The sequence below is a fragment of the Streptomyces sp. WAC 04229 genome, from assembly GCF_003947455.1.
GTDB lineage: Bacteria > Actinomycetota > Actinomycetes > Streptomycetales > Streptomycetaceae > Streptomyces.
In genome coordinates this window covers 1-24,192 of record NZ_QHJH01000099.1, presented here as the reverse complement: position 1 = coordinate 24,192, position 24,192 = coordinate 1, and the positions used below count along the sequence as shown (strand labels likewise).

Here is a 24,192-nt window from a genome sequence, read left to right as displayed (position 1 = left end):
GTGTGAGATGGATAAGAGCAGCGGCTGCGGGCCGGGCGGGCCCGGCGCCGGGTGCGCACCAGCCGGCCCCGGCCCCGCCCGTGCCGGACACCACCGGCCACGTACGGCTGCCGCCCGGCGGCCCCGTCGCCGTGCCCAGCGTGCCCCCCGCGACGGCCGCCGCGCCCGACTCCACCACGACCACCCTGGCGGTACTGCTCATCGGTCCCGCCGGAGCCGGCAAGACCAGCGTCGCGAAGTACTGGGCGGACCACCGCCGGGTCCCCACCGCGCACATCAGCCTCGACGACGTCCGCGAATGGGTCCGCTCCGGTTTCGCCGACCCCCAGACCGGGTGGAACGAGCACTCGGAGGCCCAGTACCGCCTCGCGCGCCGCACCTGCGGATTCTCCGCGCGCAACTTCCTCGCCAACGGCATCTCCTGCATCCTCGACGACGCGGTCTTCCCGGACCGCCCGGTCGTCGGCCTCGGCGGCTGGAAGCGGCACGTGGGGCCCGGCCTGCTCCCGGTCGTCCTGCTGCCGGGCCTGGACATCGTCCTGGAACGCAACGCCGAACGCAGCGGCAACAGGCGCCTCACCGACGAGGAGGTCGCCCGCATCCACGGCCGCATGGCCGGCTGGTACGGCTCCGGACTCCCCATCATCGACAACTCCCAACTCGACGTCCCCGAAACCGCCCAGGTCCTGAACGAGGTCCTCTCCCGCTCGATAGCGAGCCCCCCGGCCTGGTAGGCGCCGCGCCCCAAAGGGGGGCGGGGAACCGCGCGAGAAGCCCCACCGGCCCGCAGCCGCCGCACGACGGCACCCGCACCCCCGTAGGCGCACCCCCGCATCCCCACTCGGCCTCTCCCAGGCGGCGCCCCCGCAGCGGAGCCCATACGCTCGGGGCATGTCAGAGGTGTACGCGGCCCGCCGGACGCGCCTACGGGAACGCTGCAACGCGGGCGGCAGCGCGGCGGCGCTCGTCTCCCGGCCCGCCAACGTGCGCTATCTCGCGGGCGCGGCCCCGCACGGCGCCGTGCTGCTCCTCGGCAAGACCGAGGACGTGCTGGTCTGCTCCGGACCGCTGGACGACCGGCCGGCCCAGGCCAGGCCCGACGAGTCGCTCCCGGTGCGGGCGCTGCCGGGACCCGGCGACGCCGCCGTCGCGGCCACCGGCTTCGCCGCGACCCAGGGCACCGAGTCCCTTGCCACCGAGGACCACCACCTCACCGTGGTCCGGCACCGCGCCATGCGCTCCGTCGCACCCGGGCTGCGCCTGACCGACCTGGGCCAGGCGGTCGAGCAGCTCCGGGTGGTCAAGGACGAGGAGGAGATCTCCTGCCTGCGCATCGGCGCCGAGATCGCCGACCAGGCGCTCGGTGAACTCCTGGAGTCCATCCTGGTCGGCCGCACCGAGCGGCATCTCGCCCTGGAGCTGGAGCGCCGCCTGGTCGACCACGGCGCCGACGGCCCCGCCTTCCCCACCTCCGTGGGCACCGGCCCGAACTCGGGGCGCCGCGGCCACCGCCCCACCGACCGGCGCGTGGAGGAGGGCGACTTCCTCTCGGTCTGCCTGGGCGCGACCTACCGCGGCTACCGCTGCGAGATCGGTCGTACGTTCGTCATCGGCACCTCGCCGGCCGACTGGCAGATCGAGCTGTACGACCTCGTCTTCTCGGCCCAGCGGGCCGGACGGGAGGCGCTCGCACCCGGTGCCGCCTGCCGTGACGTGGACCGGGCCGCCCGCCAGGCGCTGGACTCGGCCGGGTACGGTGAACACCTCCCGGCGCTCACCGGTCACGGCGTCGGACTCGAAATCGACGAGGACCCGCAGTTGGCTCCTGCGGCCATGGGTAAACTGGACGCTTGTGTGCCGGTCACCGTCGAACCGGGGGTCCACCTCCCGGGCCGGGGCGGGGTCCGGATCGATGACACGCTCGTCGTGCGCCCCGAGGCGGACGGCGGACCCGAGCTACTCACCATCACGACCAAGGAGCTGCTCGCGCTCTAGCCTCGCGCTTGTGCGTACGCTCCGGGGTCGTCCACGTCAGTCCAGTCCAGGAGATTCCGCAACCGTGGCTTCCACGAACGACCTCAAGAACGGCATGGTGCTCAAGCTCGAAGGCGGCCAGCTCTGGTCCGTCGTCGAGTTCCAGCACGTCAAGCCCGGCAAGGGCCCGGCCTTCGTGCGCACCAAGCTCAAGAACGTGCTTTCCGGCAAGGTGGTCGACAAGACCTTCAACGCCGGCGTCAAGGTCGAGACGGCCACTGTCGACAAGCGTGACATGCAGTTCTCGTACATGGACGGCGACTACTTCGTCTTCATGGACATGGAGACCTACGACCAGCTGCACGTCGACCGCAAGGCCGTCGGCGACGCCGCCAACTTCCTGGTGGAGGGCTTCACCGCCACCGTCGCGCAGCACGAGGGCGAGGTGCTCTTCGTCGAGCTGCCCGCCGCCGTCGAGCTGACCATCCAGGAGACCGAGCCGGGCGTCCAGGGCGACCGTTCCACCGGCGGCACCAAGCCCGCCATCCTGGAGACCGGTCACCAGATCAACGTCCCGCTCTTCATCACCACCGGTGAGAAGATCAAGGTCGACACCCGTTCCAGCGACTACCTCGGCCGGGTGAACAGCTAACCGTGGCTGCTCGCAACACGGCCCGCAAGCGCGCCTTCCAGATCCTCTTCGAGGGCGATCAGCGCGGCGCCGACGTCCTGACGGTGCTCGCCGACTGGGTCCGGCACTCCCGGTCCGACACCCGGCAGCCGCCGGTGAGCGAGTACACGATGGAGCTGGTCGAGGGCTACGCCGCCCACGCCGAGCGCATCGACGAGCTGATCGCGCAGTACGCGGTCGGCTGGACGCTCGACCGGATGCCCGTCGTCGACCGCAACATCCTGCGCCTGGGCGCGTACGAACTCGTCTGGGTCGACGCGACTCCGGACGCGGTCGTCCTGGACGAGATGGTGCAGCTGGCGAAGGAGTTCTCCACGGACGACTCGCCCGCGTTCGTCAACGGCCTGCTCGGCCGGCTGAAGGACCTGAAGCCCTCGCTGCGCCGTGACTCCGCAGGTGGCGCGTAGGGCGTGGCGCCGCAGGGGTGCGCCGGGAGGGGCGGCTGCGGGTAGTCCGTGGCTGGTCGCGCGGTCCCCGCGCCCCCGGGTGTGCTGAGCTGCCGGACGTGACAAAGCCGCCGGGGTGGCCGGGACCATTCGGTTCCGGCCACCCCGGCGGCACGTTTCTGCTGAGAGGTGTGGGGCTCAGAGCTCGTCGTGGGACGCCACCGCGCGGCGCGCGTCCGCGTCCAGGACGCCCCAGCTGATCAGCTGCTCGGTCAGGACCGAGGGCGACTGGTCGTAGATGACGGCGAGGGTGCGCAGGTCGTCCTGGCGGATCGAGAGCACCTTGCCGTTGTAGTCACCGCGCTGCGACTGGATCGTGGCCGCGTACCGCTGCAGCGGGCCCGCCTTCTCGGCCGGCACCGTGGCCAGCCGCTCCAGGTCCAGGACCAGCTTCGGCGGCGGCTCGGCGGCACCGCCCGGGGTGGTGCCCGGCAGCAGCTCCTGCACGGGAACGCCGTAGAAGTCCGCCAACTCGGCGAGGCGCTGCACGGTCACGGCACGGTCGCCGCGCTCGTACGAACCGACCACGACGGCCTTCCAGCGGCCCTGGGACTTCTCCTCGACACCGTGGAGGGAAAGGCCCTGCTGGGTGCGGATGGCCCGGAGCTTGGCCCCGAGCTGTTTGGCGTATTCGCTGGACATATGGCTCCCCGGACAAGGTGTCGACGCGGCAGGCTCTGTCTGCCGGCTCGCGCGGCTGGTAACTCACTGTGAGGTTACGCAGCGTTACTCTCCTGCGTCAAGCCGAATGGGCCGCACCGACTCTTCCGTGGTATCCGCCATCCATTGCTCCGAGCGGGTGACACGGGTGCGGCAGAAGAGTGACATGGGGGTGTCGGGGGCGCCGCCGGTGCGGTCGTGTGTGCCTGCTACCGTAGGTGGCGCATATCCGACGTCCTTTAAGATCCGTCCCGTGAGGCGGAGAAGGGGGTCCGTTTCTCATGGACAAGCAGGACACGCAGGACGCGCAGCCGTATGCACGGCCCGTTCTGGAGGGGCCCGACATCGCACGGGTCCTGACCCGTATCGCCCACGAGATCGTCGAGCGCGCCAAGGGCGCCGACGACGTGGTGCTCCTCGGCATCCCGACCAGAGGCGTCTTCCTCGCCCGGCGGCTCGCCGACAAGCTGGAGCAGATCACCGAACGCAAGATGCCGGTCGGCTCGCTCGACATCACCATGTACCGCGACGACCTGCGCATGCACCCGCCGCGCGCCCTGGCCCGCACCGAGATCCCCGGTGACGGCATCGACGGCCGCCTGGTCGTCCTCGTCGACGACGTGCTCTTCTCCGGCCGCACCATCCGGGCCGCCCTCGACGCGCTGGGCGACATCGGCCGCCCGCGCGCGGTGCAGCTCGCGGTCCTCGTCGACCGGGGCCACCGCGAACTGCCCATCCGCGCCGACTACGTCGGCAAGAACCTCCCGACGTCGCTGCGGGAGACGGTCAAGGTCCAGCTCGCCGAGGAGGACGGTCGCGACACCGTGCTGCTCGGTGCCAAGCCGGCCGCCCCGGGCGCCCACCCCTAGCGCTGCGCGTACGCACCCCCGTGCCGTACGCCCCGTCGGCGCGCCCCCGCGCGTGCCCGGCCGCCCGAATTATCCCGCTCTTCCGCTTGACTCGCCCTACGGAGCCTGACAGATGCAGCGTCATCTCATCTCGGCCGCCGACCTCACCCGCGACGACGCCGTCCTGATCCTCGACACCGCCGAGGAGATGGCCCGGGTCGCGGACCGGCCGATCAAGAAACTGCCGACCCTGCGCGGCCGTACCGTCGTCAACCTCTTCTTCGAGGACTCCACCCGGACCCGGATCTCCTTCGAGGCCGCCGAGAAGCGCCTGTCCGCGGACGTCATCAACTTCACCGCCAAGGGATCCAGCGTCTCCAAGGGCGAGTCCCTCAAGGACACCGCCCAGACCCTGGAGGCCATGGGCGTCGACGCGGTCGTCATCCGGCACGGCGCCTCCGGCGCCCCGTACCGGCTGGCCACCTCCGGCTGGATCGACGCGGCCGTGGTCAACGCCGGCGACGGCACCCACCAGCACCCCACCCAGGCCCTCCTCGACGCCTTCACGATGCGCCGCCGTCTGGTCGGCCGCGACGCCGGCCTCGGCAAGGACCTGAACGGCCGCCGGATCACCCTGGTCGGCGACATCCTGCACAGCAGGGTCGCCCGCTCCAACGTCGACCTGCTGCACACCCTCGGCGCCGAGGTCACCCTCGTCGCCCCGCCCACGCTGCTGCCGGTCGGCGTCGAGACCTGGCCCTGCGAGGTCTCCTACGACCTCGACTCGACGCTCCCCAAGTCCGACGCGGTGATGCTGCTGCGCGTGCAGCGCGAGCGCATGAACGCCGCGTTCTTCCCGACCGAGCGCGAGTACTCCCGCCGCTATGGCCTCGACGGCGAACGCATGGCGAAGATGCCCGACCACGCCATCGTGATGCACCCCGGCCCGATGGTCCGCGGCATGGAGATCACCGCCGAGGTCGCCGACTCCGACCGCTGCACCGTCGTCGAGCAGGTCACCAACGGCGTCTCCATCCGGATGGCCGTCCTCTACCTGCTGCTCGGCGGCAACGAGCCCGCCGTCACCCACGCCCGCACCACCGAGGAGAAGTAAGACACATGAGCAAGATCCTGATCCGCGGTGCGAAGGTGCTCGGCGGCGAGCCGCAGGACGTGCTGATCGACGGCGCGACGATCGCCGAGGTCGGTACGGGGCTGAGCGCCGAGGGCGCCGAGGGCGCCGAGGTCGTCGAAGCCGGCGGCAAGGTGCTGCTGCCCGGCCTGGTCGACCTCCACACCCACCTGCGCGAACCCGGCCGCGAGGACTCCGAGACCGTCCTGACCGGCACCCGCGCGGCTGCGAGCGGCGGTTACACCAACGTCTTCGCCATGGCCAACACCTTCCCCGTCGCCGACACCGCCGGCGTCGTCGAGCAGGTCTGGCGGCTCGGCCAGGAATCCGGCTACTGCGACGTGCAGCCCATCGGCGCCGTGACCGTCGGCCTGGAGGGCGCCAAGCTCGCCGAGCTGGGCGCCATGCACGAGTCCGCGGCCGGCGTCACCGTCTTCTCCGACGACGGCAAGTGCGTCCACGACGCCGTGATCATGCGCCGCGCCCTGGAGTACGTGAAGGCCTTCAACGGCGTCGTCGCCCAGCACGCCCAGGAGCCCCGCCTCACCGAGGGCGCCCAGATGAACGAGGGCGTCGTCTCGGCCGAGCTGGGCCTGGGCGGCTGGCCGGCGGTGGCCGAGGAGTCGGTCATCGCGCGGGACGTGCTGCTCGCCGAGCACGTAGGCTCCCGTGTCCACATCTGCCACCTGTCGACCGCCGGGTCCGTCGAGATCGTCCGCTGGGCCAAGTCCCGCGGCATCGACGTCACCGCCGAGGTCACCCCGCACCACCTGCTCCTCACCGACGAGCTGGTCCGGTCGTACAACCCGGTCTACAAGGTGAACCCGCCGCTGCGCACCGAGCGTGACGTCCTGGCGCTGCGCGAGGCGCTCGCCGACGGCACGATCGACATCGTCGCCACCGACCACGCCCCGCACCCGCACGAGGACAAGGACTGCGAGTGGGCCGCCGCCGCCATGGGGATGGTGGGCCTGGAGACCGCGCTGTCGGTGGTCCAGGAGACCATGGTGGACACGGGCCTGCTGGACTGGGCCGGCGTCGCCGACCGGATGTCCGTCAAGCCCGCGCAGATCGGACAGGCCGCCGGACACGGCCGTCCCGTCTCGGCTGGTGAGCCCGCCAACCTCACCCTTGTCGACACGGAATACCGTGGCCAGGTGGACCCCGCGGGCTTCGCCTCGCGCAGCCGCAACACCCCGTACGAGGGTCGTGAGCTGCCGGGCCGTGTGACGCACACGTGGCTGCGGGGCAAGGCCACGCTCGTCGACGGGAAGCTCACGTGACACCTCTAATCCTGCTGGCCGCCGAGAAGGAATCGGCGCAAGTGACCGACTGGGCCGCCCGCGTCGGCTGGGTCGTCGGCCTCGGACTGTTCGTCGCGCTCGTCTACTGGCTGATGCGCGAGGGCTGGAAGTGGCGCGGCACCCTCCAGGGCGACCTGCCCGCGCTGCCCAGCGCGCCGGACGACCCCGGCCCGGCGAAACTGGTACTGAGCGGCCGCTACCACGGCTCCACCACCGCCGGGCAGTGGCTGGACCGCATCGTGGCGCACGGCCTGGGCACCCGCAGCCGGGTCGAGCTCACCCTGACGGAGACGGGACTGGACGTCGTACGCCCCGGCGCGGCCGACTTCTTCGTCCCCGTCGCCGCACTGCGCGAGGCCCGGCTCGACAAGGGCATCGCGGGCAAGGTCCTCACCGAGGGCGGACTGCTCGTCGTCACCTGGGCGCACGGCGGCAAGCTGATCGACTCCGGCTTCCGCTCCGACCACGCGGCCGAGCACATCGAGTGGGTCGAAACACTGAACGACATGATCAACAAGACGGAAACGGAAGGCGCACGATGACGACCTCCACCAGGGGAGTTGACAGGACTCCCGCCGTACTCGTCCTGGAGGACGGCCGGACCTTCCGCGGCCGCGCCTACGGGGCCGTGGGGGCCACCTTCGGCGAAGCCGTGTTCTCCACCGGCATGACCGGCTACCAGGAGACCCTCACCGACCCGTCGTACCACCGCCAGGTCGTCGTCATGACCGCCCCGCACGTCGGGAACACCGGGGTCAACGACGAGGACATGGAGTCGAAGAAGATCTGGGTCTCCGGCTACGTCGTCCGCGACCCCGCGCGCGTGCCCTCCAACTGGCGCTCCACCCGCTCCCTGGACGACGAGCTGGCCGCCCAGGGCGTCGTCGGCATCTCCGGCATCGACACCCGCGCCCTCACCCGCCACCTGCGCGAGCGCGGCGCCATGCGGGTCGGCATCTTCTCCGGCCACGCCCTGCCCGACGAGGGCACCATGCTCGCCGAGGTCCGCCAGGCCCCCGAGATGAGCGGCGCCGACCTCTCCGCCGAGGTCGCCACCACCGAGGCGTACGTCGTCCCGGCGATCGGCGAGAAGAAGTACACCGTCGCCGCCATCGACCTCGGGATCAAGGGAATGACCCCGCACCGCATGGCCGAGCGGGGCATCGAGGTGCACGTGCTGCCCGCCACGGCCACCGTCGAGGACGTCTACGCCGTCAACCCGGACGGCGTCTTCTTCTCCAACGGCCCCGGCGACCCGGCCACCGCCGACCACCCGGTCTCCGTCATGCGGGGCGTCCTGGAGCGCGGCACCCCGCTCTTCGGCATCTGCTTCGGCAACCAGATCCTGGGCCGCGCGCTCGGCTTCGGCACCTTCAAGCTGAAGTACGGCCACCGCGGCATCAACCAGCCGGTGCAGGACCGTACGACCGGCAAGGTCGAGGTCACCGCGCACAACCACGGCTTCGCCGTCGACGCCCCGCTCGACAAGGTCTCCGAGACCCCCTACGGCCGCGCCGAGGTCTCCCACGTCTGCCTCAACGACAACGTGGTGGAGGGCCTCCGGCTCCTCGACCGGCCGGCCTTCAGCGTCCAGTACCACCCCGAGGCGGCCGCCGGGCCGCACGACGCCGCCTACCTGTTCGACCGCTTCACGTCTTTGATGAGCACAGCTTTGATGGAGGGCCAGCGTGCCTAAGCGCACCGATATCCAGTCCGTCCTGGTCATCGGCTCCGGCCCGATCGTCATCGGCCAGGCCGCCGAGTTCGACTACTCAGGCACCCAGGCGTGCCGCGTGCTCAAGGCCGAGGGCCTGCGCGTCATCCTGGTGAACTCCAACCCCGCGACGATCATGACCGACCCGGAGATCGCCGACGCCACCTACGTCGAGCCGATCACCCCCGAGTTCGTCGAGAAGATCATCGCCAAGGAGCGCCCCGACGCGCTGCTGCCGACGCTCGGCGGCCAGACCGCCCTCAACACGGCGATCTCCATGCACGACCAGGGCGTGCTGGAGAAGTACGGCGTCGAACTGATCGGCGCCAACGTCGAGGCGATCAACAAGGGCGAGGACCGCGACCTCTTCAAGGACGTCGTCGAGGAGGTCCGCAAGAAGATCGGGCACGGCGAGTCCGCCCGTTCCTACATCTGCCACTCCATGGACGACGTCCTCAAGGGCGTCGACGCGCTCGGCGGCTACCCGGTCGTCGTCCGCCCCTCCTTCACCATGGGCGGCGCCGGCTCCGGCTTCGCCCACGACGAGGAGGAACTGCGCCGCATCGCCGGACAGGGCCTCACTCTCTCGCCGACCACCGAGGTGCTCCTGGAGGAGTCCATCCTCGGCTGGAAGGAGTACGAGCTGGAGCTGATGCGCGACAAGCACGACAACGTGGTGGTCGTCTGCTCCATCGAGAACTTCGACCCCATGGGCGTGCACACCGGCGACTCGATCACCGTCGCGCCCGCGATGACCCTGACCGACCGCGAGTACCAGGTGCTGCGCGACGTCGGCATCGCGATCATCCGCGAGGTCGGCGTCGACACCGGCGGCTGCAACATCCAGTTCGCGGTGAACCCCGAGGACGGTCGCGTGATCGTCATCGAGATGAACCCGCGCGTGTCGCGCTCCTCGGCGCTCGCCTCCAAGGCGACCGGCTTCCCGATCGCCAAGATCGCGGCCAAGCTGGCCGTCGGCTACACGCTCGACGAGATCCCGAACGACATCACGCGCGAGACGCCGGCCTCCTTCGAGCCGACCCTCGACTACGTGGTCGTCAAGGCCCCGCGCTTCGCCTTCGAGAAGTTTCCGCAGGCCGACTCCACCCTCACCACCACCATGAAGTCGGTCGGCGAGGCCATGGCCATCGGCCGCAACTTCACCGAGGCCTTCCAGAAGGCCCTGCGCTCGCTGGAGAAGAAGGGCAGCCAGTTCACCTTCGTCGGCGAGACGGGCGACAAGGCCGAGCTGCTGCGCGAGGCCGTCCGGCCCACCGACGGCCGCATCAACCTGGTCATGCAGGCCATCCGCGCGGGCGCCACGCCCGAGGAGGTCTTCGAGTATACGAAGATCGACCCCTGGTTCGTCGACCAGCTCTTCCTGATCAAGGAGACCGCCGACGATCTGGCCGCGGCACCCGAGCTGACCGCCGACCTGCTCGCCGAGGCCAAGCGGCACGGCTTCTCCGACCAGCAGGTCGGTGAGATCCGCGGCCTGCGCGAGGACGTGGTCCGCGAGGTCCGGCACGCGCTCGGGATCCGGCCGGTCTACAAGACGGTCGACACCTGCGCGGCCGAGTTCGCCGCACGGACGCCGTACTTCTACTCCTCCTACGACGAGGAGACCGAGGTCGCGCCGCGCGAGAAGCCGGCCGTGATCATCCTGGGCTCCGGCCCGAACCGCATCGGTCAGGGCATCGAGTTCGACTACTCCTGCGTCCACGCCTCCTTCGCGCTCAGCGACGCCGGGTACGAGACCGTGATGGTCAACTGCAACCCGGAGACCGTTTCCACCGACTACGACACCTCCGACCGGCTGTACTTCGAGCCGCTCACCCTGGAGGACGTCCTGGAGATCGTCCACGCGGAGCAGCAGGCCGGCCCGGTCGCCGGTGTCGTCGTCCAGCTCGGCGGCCAGACCCCGCTGGGCCTGTCGCAGGCCCTCAAGGACAACGGCGTGCCGGTCGTCGGCACCTCGCCCGAGGCCATCCACGCCGCCGAGGACCGCGGCGCCTTCGGCCGGGTCCTCGCGGAGGCGGGCCTGCCCGCCCCCAAGCACGGCACCGCCACCACCTTCGCCGAGGCCAAGGGCATCGCCGACGAGATCGGCTACCCCGTCCTGGTGCGGCCCTCCTACGTCCTCGGCGGACGCGGCATGGAGATCGTCTACGACGAGACCCGCCTGGAGGCGTACATCGCCGAGTCGACCGAGATCAGCCCCTCCCGGCCGGTCCTCGTCGACCGGTTCCTGGACGACGCGATCGAGATCGACGTCGACGCGCTGTACGACGGCGAGGAGCTGTACCTCGGCGGCGTCATGGAGCACATCGAGGAGGCCGGCATCCACTCCGGCGACTCGGCGTGCGCCCTGCCCCCGATCACGCTCGGCGGCTTCGACATCAAGCGGCTGCGCGCCTCCACCGAGGGCATCGCCAAGGGCGTCGGCGTGCGCGGCCTGATCAACATCCAGTTCGCGCTGGCCGGGGACATCCTGTACGTCCTGGAGGCCAACCCGCGCGCGTCCCGCACCGTCCCCTTCACCTCGAAGGCGACCGCGGTGCCGCTGGCCAAGGCCGCCGCCCGCATCTCGCTGGGCGCGACCATCGCCGAGCTGCGCGCCGAGGGCCTGCTCCCGGCCACCGGCGACGGCGGCGAGCTGCCGCTGGACGCGCCGATCTCCGTCAAGGAGGCCGTGATGCCGTGGTCCCGTTTCCGGGACATCCACGGCCGCGGCGTCGACACCGTCCTCGGTCCGGAGATGCGCTCCACCGGCGAGGTCATGGGCATCGACTCGGTCTTCGGCACGGCCTACGCCAAGTCGCAGGCGGGCGCGTACGGCCCGCTGCCCACCAAGGGACGTGCCTTCATCTCGGTCGCCAACCGGGACAAGCGCTCGATGATCTTCCCGGCCCGCGAGCTGGTCGCCCACGGCTTCGAGCTGATGGCCACCTCCGGCACCGCCGAGGTCCTCAGGCGCAACGGCATCAACGCCACGGTGGTCCGCAAGCAGTCCGAGGGCCCCGGCCCGAACGGCGAGAAGACCATCGTCCAGCTCATCCACGACGGCGCCGTCGACCTCATCGTCAACACCCCGTACGGCACCGGCGGCCGCCTCGACGGCTACGACATCCGTACGGCCGCCGTGGCCCGCTCCGTGCCCTGCCTGACCACCGTCCAGGCACTGGCGGCGGCGGTCCAGGGCATCGACGCCCTCAACCACGGAGACGTGGGAGTGCGCTCGCTCCAGGAACACGCGGAATTCCTGACCGCGGCCCGCGACTAGCGGCCCCGAGGGGGACACCGGAAACGGTGTCCCCCTCTTCATGAGCCGGCCCCTCCTTCATGAGCCGACCGCCCCCAGAGGCGTCACGAGGACACATGTACACGATCTTCTTCAAGCTCTTCTTCTCCCGCATGGACCCGGAGCAGGCCCACCACCTGGCCTTCCGCTGGATCCGGCTGGCCGCCCGCGTCCCCGTGCTGCGCACCTTCGTCGCCGCCGCGCTCGCGCCCCGCCACAAGGAACTGCGCACCGAGGCCCTGGGCCTGCGCATGCACGGACCCTTCGGGCTCGCCGCCGGGTTCGACAAGAACGCCGTCGCCGTCGACGGCATGGCGATGCTCGGCTTCGACCACGTCGAGATCGGCACCGTGACCGGTGAGCCGCAGCCGGGCAATCCCAGGAAGCGGCTTTTCCGGCTGGTGGGCGACCGGGCGCTGATCAACCGGATGGGCTTCAACAACGACGGCTCGCTGGCCGTGGCCGCCCGCCTGGCCTCCCGCTCGCCCGTCTTCCGGACCGTCGTCGGCGTCAACATCGGCAAGACCAAGGTCGTCCCGGAGGAGGAGGCCGTCGGCGACTATGTGAAGTCCGCCGAACGGCTCGCACCGCACGCCGACTACCTGGTCGTCAACGTCTCCTCCCCGAACACGCCCGGGCTGCGCAACCTCCAGGCCACCGAGGCGCTGCGTCCGCTCCTGACGGCGGTCCGCGAGGCCGCCGACCGCGCGGTCACCGCACGACGCGTCCCGCTCCTGGTGAAGATCGCGCCGGACCTCGCCGACGAGGACGTGGACGCGGTCGCCGACCTGGCCGTGGAGCTGGGCCTGGACGGCATCATCGCCACCAACACCACCATCGCCCGCGAGGGACTGGGCCTGACCTCCTCACCCGTCCTCGTGCGGGAGACCGGCGGCCTGTCCGGCGCGCCCCTCAAGGCGCGCTCCCTGGAGGTCCTGCGCCGCCTGTACGCGCGCGTGGGCGACCGGATCACCCTGGTGGGCGTCGGCGGCGTGGAGAACGCCGAGGACGCCTGGCAGCGCATCCTGGCCGGGGCCACGCTGGTCCAGGGCTACAGCGCGTTCATCTACGAGGGCCCGTTCTGGGGCCGTGCCGTCCACAAGGGGCTCGCCGCGCGGCTGCGGCAGAGTCCCTACGCCACCCTCGCCGACGCGGTCGGCGCCGACGTGAGGAAGCCCCGATGACCCGCATGACGGTACTCGAGCCCTTCGGCGCCCGGCTGCGCCGCGCGATGGACGAGCGCGGGCCGCTGTGCGTCGGCATCGACCCGCACGCCTCCCTGCTCGCCGAGTGGGGGCTGGACGACGACGTGGCCGGTCTGGAGCGCTTCAGCCGCACCGTGGTCGAGGCGACGGCGGACCGGGTGGCCGTGCTCAAGCCGCAGAGCGCCTTCTTCGAGCGCTTCGGTTCGCGCGGGGTCGCAGTCCTGGAGAAGGCCGTCGAGGAGGCGCGCGCGGCCGGGGCCCTGGTGGTCATGGACGCCAAGCGCGGCGACATCGGCTCGACCATGGCGGCCTACGCGGAGTCCTTCCTGCGCAAGGACGCGCCGCTGTTCTCGGACGCGCTGACGGTCTCGCCCTACCTCGGCTACGGCTCCCTGAGGCCGGCCGTCGACCTGGCGCGCGAGAGCGGTGCCGGTCTGTTCGTGCTGGCGCTGACCTCCAACCCGGAGGGCGGCGAGGTCCAGCACGCGGTCCGGTCCGACGGGCGGAGCGTGGGGGCGACGATGCTGGCGCACCTCGCCGCCGAGAACGCGGGGGAGGAGCCCCTCGGATCCTTCGGCGCGGTGGTCGGCGCCACCCTCGGCGACCTGTCGTCGTACGACCTGGACGTCAACGGTCCGCTCCTCGCGCCCGGCATCGGCGCCCAGGGAGCGACCCCGGCGGACCTGCCGCGCGTGTTCGGTGCGGCGGTGCGCAACGTGGTGCCGAATGTGAGCAGGGGTGTGCTTCGTCACGGTCCGGACGCATCCGCGCTGCGCACGGCCGTGGAGCGCTTCGCCGACGAGGTCAGAGCCGCTCTGGCGGCGGCCTAGGACGCCGAGACCTTGGATACATCCTCAAATCCGAGGCATTATGTCCCTAATGTCCGACCTCACGGAGGCTGACCAGGACTTTTCCGCTGTTCTCGCTGACTCTGGCGGACTTGACCGCTAGTCTCCGTCGAGAGTCGGCGGGCAAGCGTGTTGCTCGTGGCTCCCCAGGTGTGGGGCGACTAGGTTCCTCACCGGTCCGTATCCGACAGTTCGACATCCGAGGTGACGTAGGCGTGGCTCTTCCGCCCCTTACCCCTGAACAGCGCGCAGCCGCGCTCGAAAAGGCCGCCGCGGCTCGCCGGGAGCGGGCCGAGGTCAAGAATCGACTCAAGCACTCCGGCGCCTCCCTCCACGAGGTCATCAAGCAGGGTCAGGAGAACGACGTCATCGGCAAGATGAAGGTCTCCGCCCTCCTCGAGTCCCTGCCGGGCGTGGGCAAGGTCCGCGCCAAGCAGATCATGGAGCGTCTGGGCATCTCCGAGAGCCGCCGCGTGCGCGGCCTCGGGTCCAACCAGATCGCCTCCCTGGAGCGTGAGTTCGGCAGCACCGGCAGCTGAGTCCGGACCACTCCGGAATTGCTGGAATAATCGCTGGCATGGCTGCAACACCCCGGGGGACGCCCCCCGTACCCCCGGACGCACGTCCGCGGCTGACCGTGCTCTCCGGCCCCTCGGGGGTCGGCAAGAGCACGGTCGTCGCCCATATGCGCAAGGAACACCCCGAGGTATGGCTGTCGGTCTCGGCGACGACCCGTCGGCCCCGCCCGGGCGAGCAGCACGGTGTCCACTACTTCTTCGTGACCGACGAGGAGATGGACAAGCTGATCGCCAACGGGGAGCTGCTGGAGTGGGCCGAGTTCGCCGGCAACCGCTACGGCACGCCGCGCGCAGCGGTACTGGAGCGCCTGGAGGCCGGTGAGCCGGTGCTCCTGGAGATCGACCTCCAGGGAGCCCGGCAGGTCCGCGCCTCCATGCCCGAGGCCCAGCTGGTGTTCCTGGCCCCGCCCTCCTGGGAGGAGCTGGTGCGCCGGCTCACCGGACGCGGCACCGAACCGCCGGACGTGATCGAGCGCCGCCTCGACACGGCCAAGGTCGAGCTGGCGGCCGAGCCGGAATTCGACCAGACGCTGGTCAACACCTCCGTCGAGGACGTGGCGCGCGAGCTGCTAGCCTTGACGAACGTCGTGTGATCGTTACTGGTCACCCTGACTGAATCTTTCCCATCCATCGGAAGGTAGAGCGTGTCCTCTTCCATCTCCGCGCCCGAGGGCATCATCAACCCGCCGATCGACGAGCTCCTCGAGGCCACGGACTCGAAGTACAGCCTCGTGATCTACGCGGCCAAGCGTGCCCGTCAGATCAACGCGTACTACTCGCAGCTCGGTGAGGGCCTCCTCGAGTACGTCGGTCCGCTCGTCGACACTCACGTGCACGAGAAGCCGCTCTCGATCGCCCTGCGCGAGATCAACGCGGGGCTGCTGACCTCCGAGGCCATCGAGGGTCCGGCGCAGTAGTACCGGCGACATCGGCGGTAGTATTTTCAGCCTGAAGCTGACTTTTCCACAGGCCCGGCAGCCCGACTGTCGGGCCTGTGGTGTGTCATGGGTCGTAAGCGTTATCCGAGTCGGGGAGAGACGGTGGACAAGCCCAAGGTCGTTCTGGGGGTCAGTGGCGGCATCGCCGCGTACAAGGCCTGTGAGCTGCTGCGCAGGTTCACGGAGTCGGGACACGAGGTCCGGGTCGTCCCCACCGCCTCCGCCCTGCACTTCGTCGGCGCCGCCACATGGTCCGCCCTGTCCGGGAACCCCGTGTCGACCGAGGTGTGGGACGACGTCCACGAGGTCCCCCACGTGCGCATCGGCCAGCACGCCGACCTGGTCGTCGTCGCGCCCGCCACCGCCGACATGCTCGCCAAGGCGGCCCACGGCCTCGCCGACGACCTCCTCACCAACACCCTGCTGACGGCCCGCTGCCCCGTCGTCTTCGCCCCCGCCATGCACACCGAGATGTGGGAGCACCCGGCCACCCAGGAGAACGTGGCGACACTGCGCCGCCGCGGCGCCGTCGTCGTCGAACCCGCCGTCGGCCGCCTCACCGGCGTCGACACCGGCAAGGGACGGCTGCCCGACCCCGGAGAGATCTTCGAGGTCTGCCGCCGGGTACTCGCCCGGGGCGCGCGGGAGCCGGACCTCGCCGGACGCCACGTCGTGGTCAGCGCCGGCGGTACCCGGGAGCCCCTCGACCCGGTCCGGTTCCTGGGCAACCGCTCCTCCGGCAAGCAGGGCTACGCCCTCGCCCGCACCGCCGCCGCGCGCGGGGCCCGCGTCACCCTGCTCTCGGCCAACCCGTCGCTCCCGGACCCGGCGGGCGTGGACGTGGTCCCGGTGGGCACCGCGGTGGAGCTGCGCGAGGCGGTGCTGAGAGCCGCGGCGGACGCGGACGCCGTCGTCATGGCCGCGGCCGTCGCCGACTTCCGCCCGGCCGCCTACGCCACCGGAAAGATCAAGAAGAAGGACGGCCAGGAACCGGCCCCGATCACCCTGGTGCGGAATCCGGACATCCTCGCCGAGGTCTCCGGCAGCCGGGCCCGCCAGGGCCAGGTGGTCGTCGGCTTCGCCGCCGAGACCGACGACGTCCTCGCCAACGGCCGGGCGAAGCTGAAGCGCAAGGGCTGTGACCTCCTCGTGGTCAACGAGGTGGGGGAGCGCAAGACCTTCGGCGCGGAGGAGAACGAGGCCGTCGTCCTCGGCGCCGACGGCACCGAGACCCCCGTCCCGCACGGTCCGAAGGAGGATCTGGCCGAAACGGTGTGGGACCTCGTGGCCGAACGACTCGCCTGAATGAGCCATTCGGCCGGGCGGTCCGCCCGAACCCCGCCCATTCGAGCGTGGCGGCCCTGGCCAAGGCCGCCTCGTTCTGGGCAGAATGCCCGTGCCGCAGGTCACAGCCCTTCCGAGAGCTGAGACGGGTGGGTCCTCGGCCGAGCGTGACCGATAAACTGTTCCTCGGACGTCGCCGGGTGCAGCTCCCCGTGCCGTCCGCCAATGATCAGCCAGCAGCCGCTGCAACCCCAGGGAGCGTTGTGTCCCGTCGCCTGTTCACCTCGGAGTCCGTGACCGAAGGTCACCCCGACAAGATCGCTGACCAGATCAGCGACACCATTCTCGACGCGCTACTGCGCGAGGACCCGACCTCTCGGGTCGCCGTCGAAACCCTGATCACCACCGGTCTGGTGCACGTGGCCGGAGAGGTCACCACCAAGGCCTACGCGGACATCGCCACCCTCGTCCGCGGCAAGATCCTGGAGATCGGCTACGACTCCTCGAAGAAGGGCTTCGACGGCGCGTCCTGCGGCGTCTCGGTCTCGATCGGCGCCCAGTCCCCGGACATCGCGCAGGGCGTCGACACGGCCTACGAGAACCGGGTCGAGGGCGACGAGGACGAGCTGGACCGGCAGGGCGCCGGCGACCAGGGCCTGATGTTCGGCTACGCGTCCGACGAGACGCCGACCCTCATGCCGCTGCCGGTCTTCCTGGCGCACCGCCTCTCCAAGCGCCTCTCCGAGGTCCGCAAGAACGGGACCATCCCGTACCTGCGCCCCGACGGCAAGACGCAGGTCACCATCGAGTACGACGGCGACAAGGCCGTCCGCCTCGACACGGTCGTGGTCTCCTCCCAGCACGCCAGCGACATCGACCTGGAGTCGCTGCTCGCTCCCGACATCAAGGAATTCGTCGTCGAGCCCGAGCTGAAGGCGCTCCTCGACGACGGCATCAAGCTGGACACGGAGAACTACCGGCTCCTGGTCAACCCCACCGGCCGCTTCGAGATCGGCGGCCCGATGGGCGACGCCGGCCTCACCGGCCGCAAGATCATCATCGACACGTACGGCGGCATGGCCCGCCACGGCGGCGGCGCCTTCTCCGGCAAGGACCCGTCCAAGGTCGACCGCTCCGCCGCCTACGCCATGCGCTGGGTCGCCAAGAACGTGGTCGCCGCGGGCCTCGCCGCCCGCTGCGAGGTCCAGGTGGCCTACGCCATCGGCAAGGCCGAGCCGGTCGGCCTCTTCGTGGAGACCTTCGGCACCGCCAAGATCGACACCGAGAAGATCGAGAAGGCGATCGACGAGGTCTTCGACCTCCGTCCGGCCGCCATCATCCGCGACCTCGACCTGCTCCGCCCGATCTACGCCCAGACCGCGGCGTACGGCCACTTCGGCCGTGAGCTGGCGGACTTCACCTGGGAGCGCACCGACCGCGTGGACGCGCTGCGCAAGGCGGCGGGGCTCTAGGACGCCCCCGGCGCCACGCCAGGAGGCGCGGACGCGTCCTTCGCACGTCACGAGGCCCGGTGTCCCCGACGGGGGCGCCGGGCCCCGGCGCGTTCCGGGGGCGGTGTCGGACCGGCACCGGGACGGTGTGATCGCGGGCGTCCACGGTTGTCAGTGGCCTTTGCGAGAATGCAGGCGTGAGCAGCGAGAACGGACCGGCCGAGGGCGGCGCGCAGGACGCGCCGCCCGAGCAGCTCGCGCTCATCCGGGAGACCGTGCGCCGGGCGAAGACGCCCCGGGCCAAGCCGCGGACCTGGCGCGGAGCCGCGCTCGCCGGGGAGCTGCCGGTCGCCAGGGTGCTCGTCGACAAGGGCGTGCTCCACCTCGACCGGTACTTCGACTACGCGGTGCCCGAGGAGCTCGACGCCGACGCCCAGCCCGGTGTGCGGGTGCGGGTGCGCTTCGGGGCCGGGCGGCACCGGGTGCGGGACGGGCGGCGCGAGGGCGGCGGGCTCATCGACGGCTTCCTCGTCGAGCGGCGCGCCGAGTCCGACTACTCGGGGCCCCTCGCGGCGCTGGCCCAGGTCGTCTCGCCCGAGCGGATCCTCGACGAGGAGCTGCTGGGACTCGTGCGCGCCGTCGCCGACCGGTACGCGGGCAGCCTCGCCGACGTGCTCCAGCTCGCCGTACCCCCGCGCAACGCGCGCGCCGAGAAGCGGGCCTCGCCGGACCCGCTGCCCCCGCCGCCGGCGCCGGAGCCGGGGTCCTGGGCGCGGTACGAGCGGGGGGAGGTGTTCGTGAGGGCGCTCGCCTCGGGAAGCGCGCCCCGCGCGGTGTGGAACGCGCTGCCCGGACCGCAGTGGAGCGAGGAGCTGGCGCGGGCGGTGGCGGCCACGCTGGCCTCCGGCCGGGGCGCGCTCGTCGTCCTGCCGGACGGGCGGGCGGTCGCCCGCGTCGACGCCGCGCTGACCGGCCTGCTGGGCGAGGGGCGGCACGCGGTGCTCACCGCCGACGCCGGACCCGAGAGGCGGTACGCGCAGTGGCTCGCGGTGCGCCGGGGCGCCGTACGGGCCGTCGTCGGGACCCGCGCGGCCATGTTCGCGCCGGTGCGCGACCTCGGGCTGGTCGCCCTCTGGGACGACGGCGACGACAGCCACAGCGAGCCGCACGCCCCGCAGCCGCACGCGCGGGAGGTGCTGCTGCTGCGCGCCGCCCAGGACCGGTGCGCCTTCCTGCTGGGCGGCTGGAGCTGCACCGTGGAGGCCGCCCAGCTCGTGGAGACCGGCTGGGCCCGGCCGCTGGTCGCCGCCCGGGACCAGGTGCGGGCGGCCGCCCCGCTGGTGCGCACCGTGGGCGACGGCGACCTGGCCCGGGACGAGGCCGCCCGCGCCGCGCGGCTGCCGACCCTCGCCTGGCAGGTCGTCAGGGACGGGCTGCGGCACGGACCGGTGCTGGTGCAGGTGCCGCGGCGTGGCTACGTGCCGCGGATGGCGTGCGCCGCGTGCCGGACGCCCGCGCGATGCCGGCACTGCGCGGGGCCGCTGGAGGGGCAAGAGTCCGCATCCGCGCTGCGGTGCGGCTGGTGCGGGCGCGAGGAGAGCGGCTGGCACTGCCCGGAGTGCGGCGCCTTCCGGCTGCGCGCGCAGGTGGTGGGGGCGCGGCGCACCGCCGAGGAGCTGGGGCGCGCCTTCCCCGCGGTGCCCGTGCGCACCTCCGGACGCGAGCATGTGCTGGACACCGTGGCGCAGGCCCCCGCGCTGGTCGTCAGCACCCCGGGCGCCGAACCCGTCGCCGAGGGCGGCTACGCGGCGGCGTTGCTGCTCGACGGATGGGCGATGCTCGGGCGGCCCGACCTGCGCGCCGGTGAGGACGCGCTGCGCCGCTGGCTGGCCGCCGCCGCGCTGGTGCGCCCGCAGAGCGCCGGCGGCACCGTCGTCGCCGTCGCCGAGCCGACCCTCAGGCCGGTGCAGGCGCTGGTGCGCTGGGACCCCGTCGGTCACGCGGTGCGAGAGCTGGCCGAGCGGGCCGAGCTGGGCTTTCCGCCGGTGTCCAGGATGGCGGCCGTGGCCGGGCCGCCGGAGGCGGTGGCCGGTTTCCTGGGTGCCGCGGAGCTGCCGCCCGAGGCCGAGGTGCTGGGCCCGGTGCCGCTGCCGGTCACCTCGGCAGGGCGCCCTCGCCGGGTGGGGGCCCCACCGCCCGGAGAGCACTGGGAGCGGGCGCTGATCCGGGTGCCGCCGGGGCGAGGGGCGGCTCTGGCCGGTGCGCTGAAGGCCGCCCAGGCGGCGCGGACGGCACGGGGGAGCGACGCGGCGGTCTGGGTGCGGATCGATCCGCCGGACATCGGCTGAGGGGCGTGGGCCGCCCCCGCGGGAGCGGGTGGCCGAAACGGCCGACCGCCCTCCCGAAGGATCCGGGGAGGGCGGCCGGGCGGTGCCGTCAGCCGTTGCGCGGGCCGGGGAAGGCCGTCGGCCGGACCTCGTCGCGCCAGGCCGGGCTGCTCGACGTCGGCTGGGTCGGCATCGAACGGGCGGCCGGGACCGTGGGCACCCCGGGGAGGACGGGGCCCACGTTGACCGGTCGGGTGCCCGTCGGCTCCGGGGTGTGCTCGGGCGCCTCGGTGGCGGCCACCGGCTGGGCGGCGGCGCGGCGGGAGCCGTAGCGGCGGTGCACCGCCTGCTTGGTGACGCCGAGTGCGGAGCCCACCGCGTCCCACGAGAAGCCGAGCGAGCGGTCGAAGTCCACGGCGGCGGTGACCAGCGTCTCGACGCTGTCCCGCAGTTCCTGGGCGAGCCGGACCGTCGGGGCGGGGGCGCGTCCGTAGACGACGAAGCCCGTGGAGGGGCCGGAGCGGCGCGGGCGGTAGACGTTGCCCAGCTGGGCGGTGAGGGTGCGCAGTGCGTCCACCTGCCGGCGGACCCGCTCGATGTCCCGCACCAGCAAGTGCAGGCTGGCCCGAGCCTGGGCGTCGTGGGTTGCGTGGTCGGCCATGAACAAGCCTCTCGAACCGGCGTTGAAAGGAATCGGGCCGCGCGGGCGGCCCGGTGTGGTCAACTCTTCCTTGACCAACGCGTGGGCGCTCCGCGGGTCACGGGGTGGGGGCGTGGGGGCATATGCGTGCGCCTGTTTCGGTGGGGTGTGCGCCTCGGCCTTCGGCCGTCGGATTCCTTCTCCCACCCGCGCACCGCCCGCTCGCCGTTCGTTGAGAGGCCGGCCTCTGCCGTCGTGGCGGCTCACCGTCGGCGGCCTTCGGTTTCGTGTGGGCTCGTAGACTGGTGTGCTGCTCGTCAACGCCCCCGCCCGAGAGGCCCGTCCCACCCATGAAGCTCGTCTTCGCCGGTACCCCCGAGGTCGCCGTTCCCGCTCTGGACGCCCTGATCGCCTCCGGGCGTCACGAGGTGGCCGCCGTCGTCACGCGGCCCGACGCTCCGGCCGGGCGCGGGCGCCGGATGGTCGCCTCGCCCGTGGCCGAGCGGGCCGAGGAGGCGGGCATCGAGGTGCTCAAGCCCGCGAAGCCGCGCGACCCCGAGTTCCTGGACCGGCTGCGCGCGATCGCGCCCGACTGCTGCCCCGTCGTCGCCTACGGAGCCCTGCTGCCCCGGGTCGCCCTCGACGTGCCCGCCCGAGGCTGGGTCAATCTGCACTTCTCGCTGCTGCCCGCCTGGCGCGGGGCCGCGCCCGTGCAGCACGCGCTCATGGCGGGCGACGAGATCACCGGCGCGTCCACCTTCCTGATCGAGGAGGGCCTGGACTCCGGCCCCGTCTACGGGACGGTCACCGAGACCGTGCGGTCCACCGACACCAGCGGCGACCTGCTGACCCGGCTCGCGTTCGCCGGCGCCGGGCTGCTCGCGGCCACCATGGACGGCATCGAGGACGGCACCCTGGACGCCGTACCGCAGCCGGCCGACGGTGTCACCCTCGCTCCGAAGATCACCGTCGAGGACGCCCGGATCGACTGGGCAGCCCCGGCGCTGCGCGTGGACCGGGTGGTGCGCGGGTGCACCCCGGCGCCCGGTGCCTGGACCACCTTCCGGGGCGAGCGGCTCAAGCTCGTGCAGGCGGTCCCGCTCCCCGACCGGAACGACCTCGCCCCGGGGCAGCTCGCCCCCGGCAAGAACAACGTGTACGTCGGCACCGGCTCGTACGCCGTCGAGCTGCTGTGGGTGCAGGCGCAGGGCAAGAAGCCGATGCGGGCCGCGGACTGGGCGCGGGGGGCGCGGATCACCGAGGGCGAGCTGCTGGGCGACTGACCACCGCCGCATCACCGTTCACCGGCCCGACGTAGGCTGGACAGCGCACTTCATCACACACCCGGAGCACCTTTTCGTGAGCGAGCAGCCTCGTCGTCCCCGCAAGCCCGGCAAGCCGTACCGCAGGCCGCAGAAGGACCCCGTCCGCCTGCTCGCCTTCGAGGCGCTCAGGGCGGTGGACGAGCGGGACGCCTACGCCAACCTGGTGCTGCCGCCGCTGCTGCGCAAGGCGCGGGAGAAGGAGGGTCCCGAGAAGTTCGACGCCCGGGACGCCGCCCTCGCGACCGAGCTGGTGTACGGGACGCTGCGCCGTCAGGGGACGTACGACGCGATCATCGCCGACTGCGTCGACCGGCCGTTGCGGGAGGTCGATCCGCCCGTCCTGGACGTGCTGAGCCTCGGCGTGCACCAGCTTCTGGGCACCCGGATCCCCAGCCACGCAGCCGTGTCCGCCTCCGTGGAGCTGGCGCGGGTGGTGCTCGGCGACGGGCGGGCCAAGTTCGTCAACGCCGTGCTGCGCAAGGTGGCGCGGGACGACCTCGACGGCTGGATGGAGCGGGTCGCGCCGCCCTACGACGAGGATCCCGAGGACCACCTGGCCGTCGTGCACTCGCACCCCCGCTGGGTGGTCTCCGCGCTGTGGGACTCGCTCGGCGGCGGCCGGGCCGGCATCGAGGAGCTGCTGGCCGCCGACAACGAGCGGCCCGAGGTGACCCTCGTAGCCCGGCCCGGCCGAGCGACGACCGACGAGCTGCTCGGCGAGGAGGCCGCCGTGCCGGGCCGCTGGTCGCCGTACGCGGTGCGGCTCAGCGAAGGCGGCGAGCCCGGGGCCGTCGAGGCCGTACGCGAGGGCCGCGCGGGTGTGCAGGACGAGGGCAGTCAGCTCGTCGCCCTCGCCCTCGCGGGCGCGCCCCTGGAAGGCCCCGACCGGCACTGGCTGGACGGGTGCGCCGGTCCCGGCGGCAAGGCCGCGCTGCTCGGCGCCCTGGCCGCCGAACGCGGCGCCTTCCTGCTCGCCTCGGAGAAGCAGCCGCACCGCGCGGGACTGGTGGCCAAGGCGCTGGACGGGAACCCGGGGCCGTACCAGGTGATCGCCGCCGACGGGACCCGTCCGGCGTGGCGGCCCGGCACCTTCGACCGCGTCCTGGTCGACGTGCCCTGCACCGGCCTGGGCGCCCTCCGCCGCCGCCCCGAGGCACGCTGGCGGCGCCGGCCCGAGGACCTGGAGGGTTTCGCCCCGCTCCAGCGCGGCCTGCTGCGGGGTGCCCTGGACGCCGTACGGATCGGTGGCGTGGTGGCGTACGCGACCTGCTCACCCCACCTCGCCGAGACCCGCGCGGTCGTCTCGGACGTCCTCAAGCAGCACCCCGGCGCCGACCTCCTCGACGCCCGCCCCCTGCTCCCGGACGTCCCGGACCTCGGTGAGGGCCCCGACGTCCAGCTCTGGCCCCATCTCCACGGCACGGACGCGATGTACCTGGCCCTGATCCGCAGAACCGCCTAGCGAGCGTCGCCGAACGCGCCCCGTCCGGGGGCGCGGGGAACTGCGCGAGCAACCCCATCCCACC

Annotated in this window: 22 protein-coding genes; 20 read left to right on the top strand and 2 right to left on the bottom strand. The window is 72.2% G+C overall.

Going from position 1 to position 24,192, the window contains the following annotated elements:
* Positions 1-2: 2 nt before the first annotated feature.
* From DMH12_RS23855 to nusB, 4 genes are all read left to right on the top strand, one after another.
* Positions 3-734, top strand: a complete 732-nt coding sequence (locus DMH12_RS23855) for an AAA family ATPase (RefSeq protein WP_399188504.1) — start codon at positions 3-5, stop codon at positions 732-734.
* A gap of 157 nt (positions 735-891) precedes the next feature.
* A complete protein-coding gene (locus DMH12_RS23850) occupies positions 892-1,995 on the top strand; it encodes an aminopeptidase P family protein (protein WP_125493521.1) in 1,104 nt (367 codons plus the stop codon).
* A 64-nt stretch (positions 1,996-2,059) separates the two neighbouring features.
* A complete protein-coding gene (gene efp / locus DMH12_RS23845) occupies positions 2,060-2,626 on the top strand; it encodes an elongation factor P (protein WP_055415926.1) in 567 nt (188 codons plus the stop codon).
* Between the two features lie 2 nt (positions 2,627-2,628).
* Positions 2,629-3,072, top strand: a complete 444-nt coding sequence (gene nusB / locus DMH12_RS23840; RefSeq protein WP_125493520.1) for a transcription antitermination factor NusB — start codon at positions 2,629-2,631, stop codon at positions 3,070-3,072.
* 177 nt (positions 3,073-3,249) lie between these two features.
* On the opposite strand, the gene bldD is transcribed toward nusB, so the two are convergent.
* A complete protein-coding gene (gene bldD, locus DMH12_RS23835) occupies positions 3,250-3,753 on the bottom strand; it encodes a transcriptional regulator BldD (RefSeq protein ID WP_003977337.1) in 504 nt (167 codons plus the stop codon).
* Positions 3,754-4,052: 299 nt separating this feature from the next.
* Here bldD and pyrR point away from each other — a divergent pair, with 299 nt between their 5' ends.
* The 14 genes from pyrR to DMH12_RS23765 all read left to right on the top strand — a co-directional run bounded on the left by pyrR (position 4,053) and on the right by DMH12_RS23765 (position 20,722).
* On the top strand, positions 4,053-4,640 hold the full coding sequence (gene pyrR / locus DMH12_RS23830) for a bifunctional pyr operon transcriptional regulator/uracil phosphoribosyltransferase PyrR (protein ID WP_125493519.1): 588 nt from the start codon (positions 4,053-4,055) through the stop codon (positions 4,638-4,640).
* Positions 4,641-4,752: 112 nt separating this feature from the next.
* Positions 4,753-5,733 carry an aspartate carbamoyltransferase catalytic subunit gene (locus DMH12_RS23825; RefSeq protein WP_125493518.1) on the top strand — a complete coding sequence of 327 codons (981 nt, stop codon included), beginning with the start codon at positions 4,753-4,755 and terminating at the stop codon, positions 5,731-5,733.
* A gap of 5 nt (positions 5,734-5,738) precedes the next feature.
* Positions 5,739-7,034, top strand: a complete 1,296-nt coding sequence (locus DMH12_RS23820; protein WP_125493517.1) for a dihydroorotase — start codon at positions 5,739-5,741, stop codon at positions 7,032-7,034.
* On the top strand, positions 7,031-7,597 hold the full coding sequence (locus DMH12_RS23815; protein ID WP_125493516.1) for a hypothetical protein: 567 nt from the start codon (positions 7,031-7,033) through the stop codon (positions 7,595-7,597). Before DMH12_RS23820 ends, DMH12_RS23815 begins: the two co-directional genes overlap by 4 nt.
* The gene (gene carA, locus DMH12_RS23810; protein ID WP_125493515.1) at positions 7,594-8,751 is read left to right on the top strand and encodes a glutamine-hydrolyzing carbamoyl-phosphate synthase small subunit; all 1,158 of its coding nucleotides are present in this window, start codon (positions 7,594-7,596) and stop codon (positions 8,749-8,751) included. Before DMH12_RS23815 ends, carA begins: the two co-directional genes overlap by 4 nt.
* Positions 8,744-12,052, top strand: coding sequence for a carbamoyl-phosphate synthase large subunit (gene carB, locus DMH12_RS23805; protein WP_125493514.1), 3,309 nt, complete (start codon positions 8,744-8,746; stop codon positions 12,050-12,052). Before carA ends, carB begins: the two co-directional genes overlap by 8 nt.
* Before the next feature lie 95 nt (positions 12,053-12,147).
* On the top strand, positions 12,148-13,254 hold the full coding sequence (locus tag DMH12_RS23800; protein ID WP_125493513.1) for a quinone-dependent dihydroorotate dehydrogenase: 1,107 nt from the start codon (positions 12,148-12,150) through the stop codon (positions 13,252-13,254).
* A 5-nt stretch (positions 13,255-13,259) separates the two neighbouring features.
* Positions 13,260-14,105: an orotidine-5'-phosphate decarboxylase gene (gene pyrF / locus DMH12_RS23795; RefSeq protein ID WP_125493522.1), complete on the top strand. Its 846-nt coding sequence runs from the start codon at positions 13,260-13,262 to the stop codon at positions 14,103-14,105.
* Between the two features lie 233 nt (positions 14,106-14,338).
* Positions 14,339-14,662: an integration host factor gene (locus tag DMH12_RS23790; protein WP_003977346.1), complete on the top strand. Its 324-nt coding sequence runs from the start codon at positions 14,339-14,341 to the stop codon at positions 14,660-14,662.
* Positions 14,663-14,700: 38 nt separating this feature from the next.
* A complete protein-coding gene (gene gmk / locus DMH12_RS23785) occupies positions 14,701-15,294 on the top strand; it encodes a guanylate kinase (protein WP_125493512.1) in 594 nt (197 codons plus the stop codon).
* Between the two features lie 51 nt (positions 15,295-15,345).
* A complete protein-coding gene (rpoZ, locus tag DMH12_RS23780; protein ID WP_003977348.1) occupies positions 15,346-15,618 on the top strand; it encodes a DNA-directed RNA polymerase subunit omega in 273 nt (90 codons plus the stop codon).
* A gap of 123 nt (positions 15,619-15,741) precedes the next feature.
* On the top strand, positions 15,742-16,944 hold the full coding sequence (gene coaBC / locus DMH12_RS23775) for a bifunctional phosphopantothenoylcysteine decarboxylase/phosphopantothenate--cysteine ligase CoaBC (RefSeq protein WP_185832495.1): 1,203 nt from the start codon (positions 15,742-15,744) through the stop codon (positions 16,942-16,944).
* A gap of 242 nt (positions 16,945-17,186) precedes the next feature.
* Positions 17,187-18,395 carry a methionine adenosyltransferase gene (gene metK, locus DMH12_RS23770; protein WP_125493510.1) on the top strand — a complete coding sequence of 403 codons (1,209 nt, stop codon included), beginning with the start codon at positions 17,187-17,189 and terminating at the stop codon, positions 18,393-18,395.
* Positions 18,396-18,571: 176 nt separating this feature from the next.
* On the top strand, positions 18,572-20,722 hold the full coding sequence (locus tag DMH12_RS23765) for a primosomal protein N' (protein WP_125493509.1): 2,151 nt from the start codon (positions 18,572-18,574) through the stop codon (positions 20,720-20,722).
* An 88-nt stretch (positions 20,723-20,810) separates the two neighbouring features.
* Here DMH12_RS23765 and DMH12_RS23760 read toward each other — a convergent pair whose 3' ends face one another.
* The gene (locus tag DMH12_RS23760; protein WP_125493508.1) at positions 20,811-21,362 is read right to left on the bottom strand and encodes a hypothetical protein; all 552 of its coding nucleotides are present in this window, start codon (positions 21,360-21,362) and stop codon (positions 20,811-20,813) included.
* Positions 21,363-21,691: 329 nt separating this feature from the next.
* Here DMH12_RS23760 and fmt point away from each other — a divergent pair, with 329 nt between their 5' ends.
* Together fmt and DMH12_RS23750 are read left to right on the top strand one after the other, a co-directional pair.
* Positions 21,692-22,624: a methionyl-tRNA formyltransferase gene (gene fmt / locus DMH12_RS23755; protein WP_122617169.1), complete on the top strand. Its 933-nt coding sequence runs from the start codon at positions 21,692-21,694 to the stop codon at positions 22,622-22,624.
* Between the two features lie 76 nt (positions 22,625-22,700).
* On the top strand, positions 22,701-24,128 hold the full coding sequence (locus DMH12_RS23750) for an RsmB/NOP family class I SAM-dependent RNA methyltransferase (RefSeq protein WP_125493507.1): 1,428 nt from the start codon (positions 22,701-22,703) through the stop codon (positions 24,126-24,128).
* The last annotated feature ends 64 nt before the right edge of the window (positions 24,129-24,192 follow it).

What these genes read in the sequence shown, in the direction of transcription:
- DMH12_RS23820 (WP_125493517.1), top strand. Translation starts at nt 5,739, where the DNA reads ATGAGCAAGATCCTGATCCGCGGTGCGAAGGTGCTCGGCGGCGAGCCG.
- DMH12_RS23800 (WP_125493513.1), top strand. Translation starts at nt 12,148, where the DNA reads ATGTACACGATCTTCTTCAAGCTCTTCTTCTCCCGCATGGACCCGGAG.
- pyrR (WP_125493519.1), top strand. Translation starts at nt 4,053, where the DNA reads ATGGACAAGCAGGACACGCAGGACGCGCAGCCGTATGCACGGCCCGTT.
- fmt (WP_122617169.1), top strand. Translation starts at nt 21,692, where the DNA reads ATGAAGCTCGTCTTCGCCGGTACCCCCGAGGTCGCCGTTCCCGCTCTG.
- DMH12_RS23825 (WP_125493518.1), top strand. Translation starts at nt 4,753, where the DNA reads ATGCAGCGTCATCTCATCTCGGCCGCCGACCTCACCCGCGACGACGCC.
- carA (WP_125493515.1), top strand. Translation starts at nt 7,594, where the DNA reads ATGACGACCTCCACCAGGGGAGTTGACAGGACTCCCGCCGTACTCGTC.
- bldD (WP_003977337.1), bottom strand. Translation starts at nt 3,753, where the DNA reads ATGTCCAGCGAATACGCCAAACAGCTCGGGGCCAAGCTCCGGGCCATC.
- DMH12_RS23760 (WP_125493508.1), bottom strand. Translation starts at nt 21,362, where the DNA reads ATGGCCGACCACGCAACCCACGACGCCCAGGCTCGGGCCAGCCTGCAC.
- pyrF (WP_125493522.1), top strand. Translation starts at nt 13,260, where the DNA reads ATGACGGTACTCGAGCCCTTCGGCGCCCGGCTGCGCCGCGCGATGGAC.
- DMH12_RS23850 (WP_125493521.1), top strand. Translation starts at nt 892, where the DNA reads ATGTCAGAGGTGTACGCGGCCCGCCGGACGCGCCTACGGGAACGCTGC.
- gmk (WP_125493512.1), top strand. Translation starts at nt 14,701, where the DNA reads ATGGCTGCAACACCCCGGGGGACGCCCCCCGTACCCCCGGACGCACGT.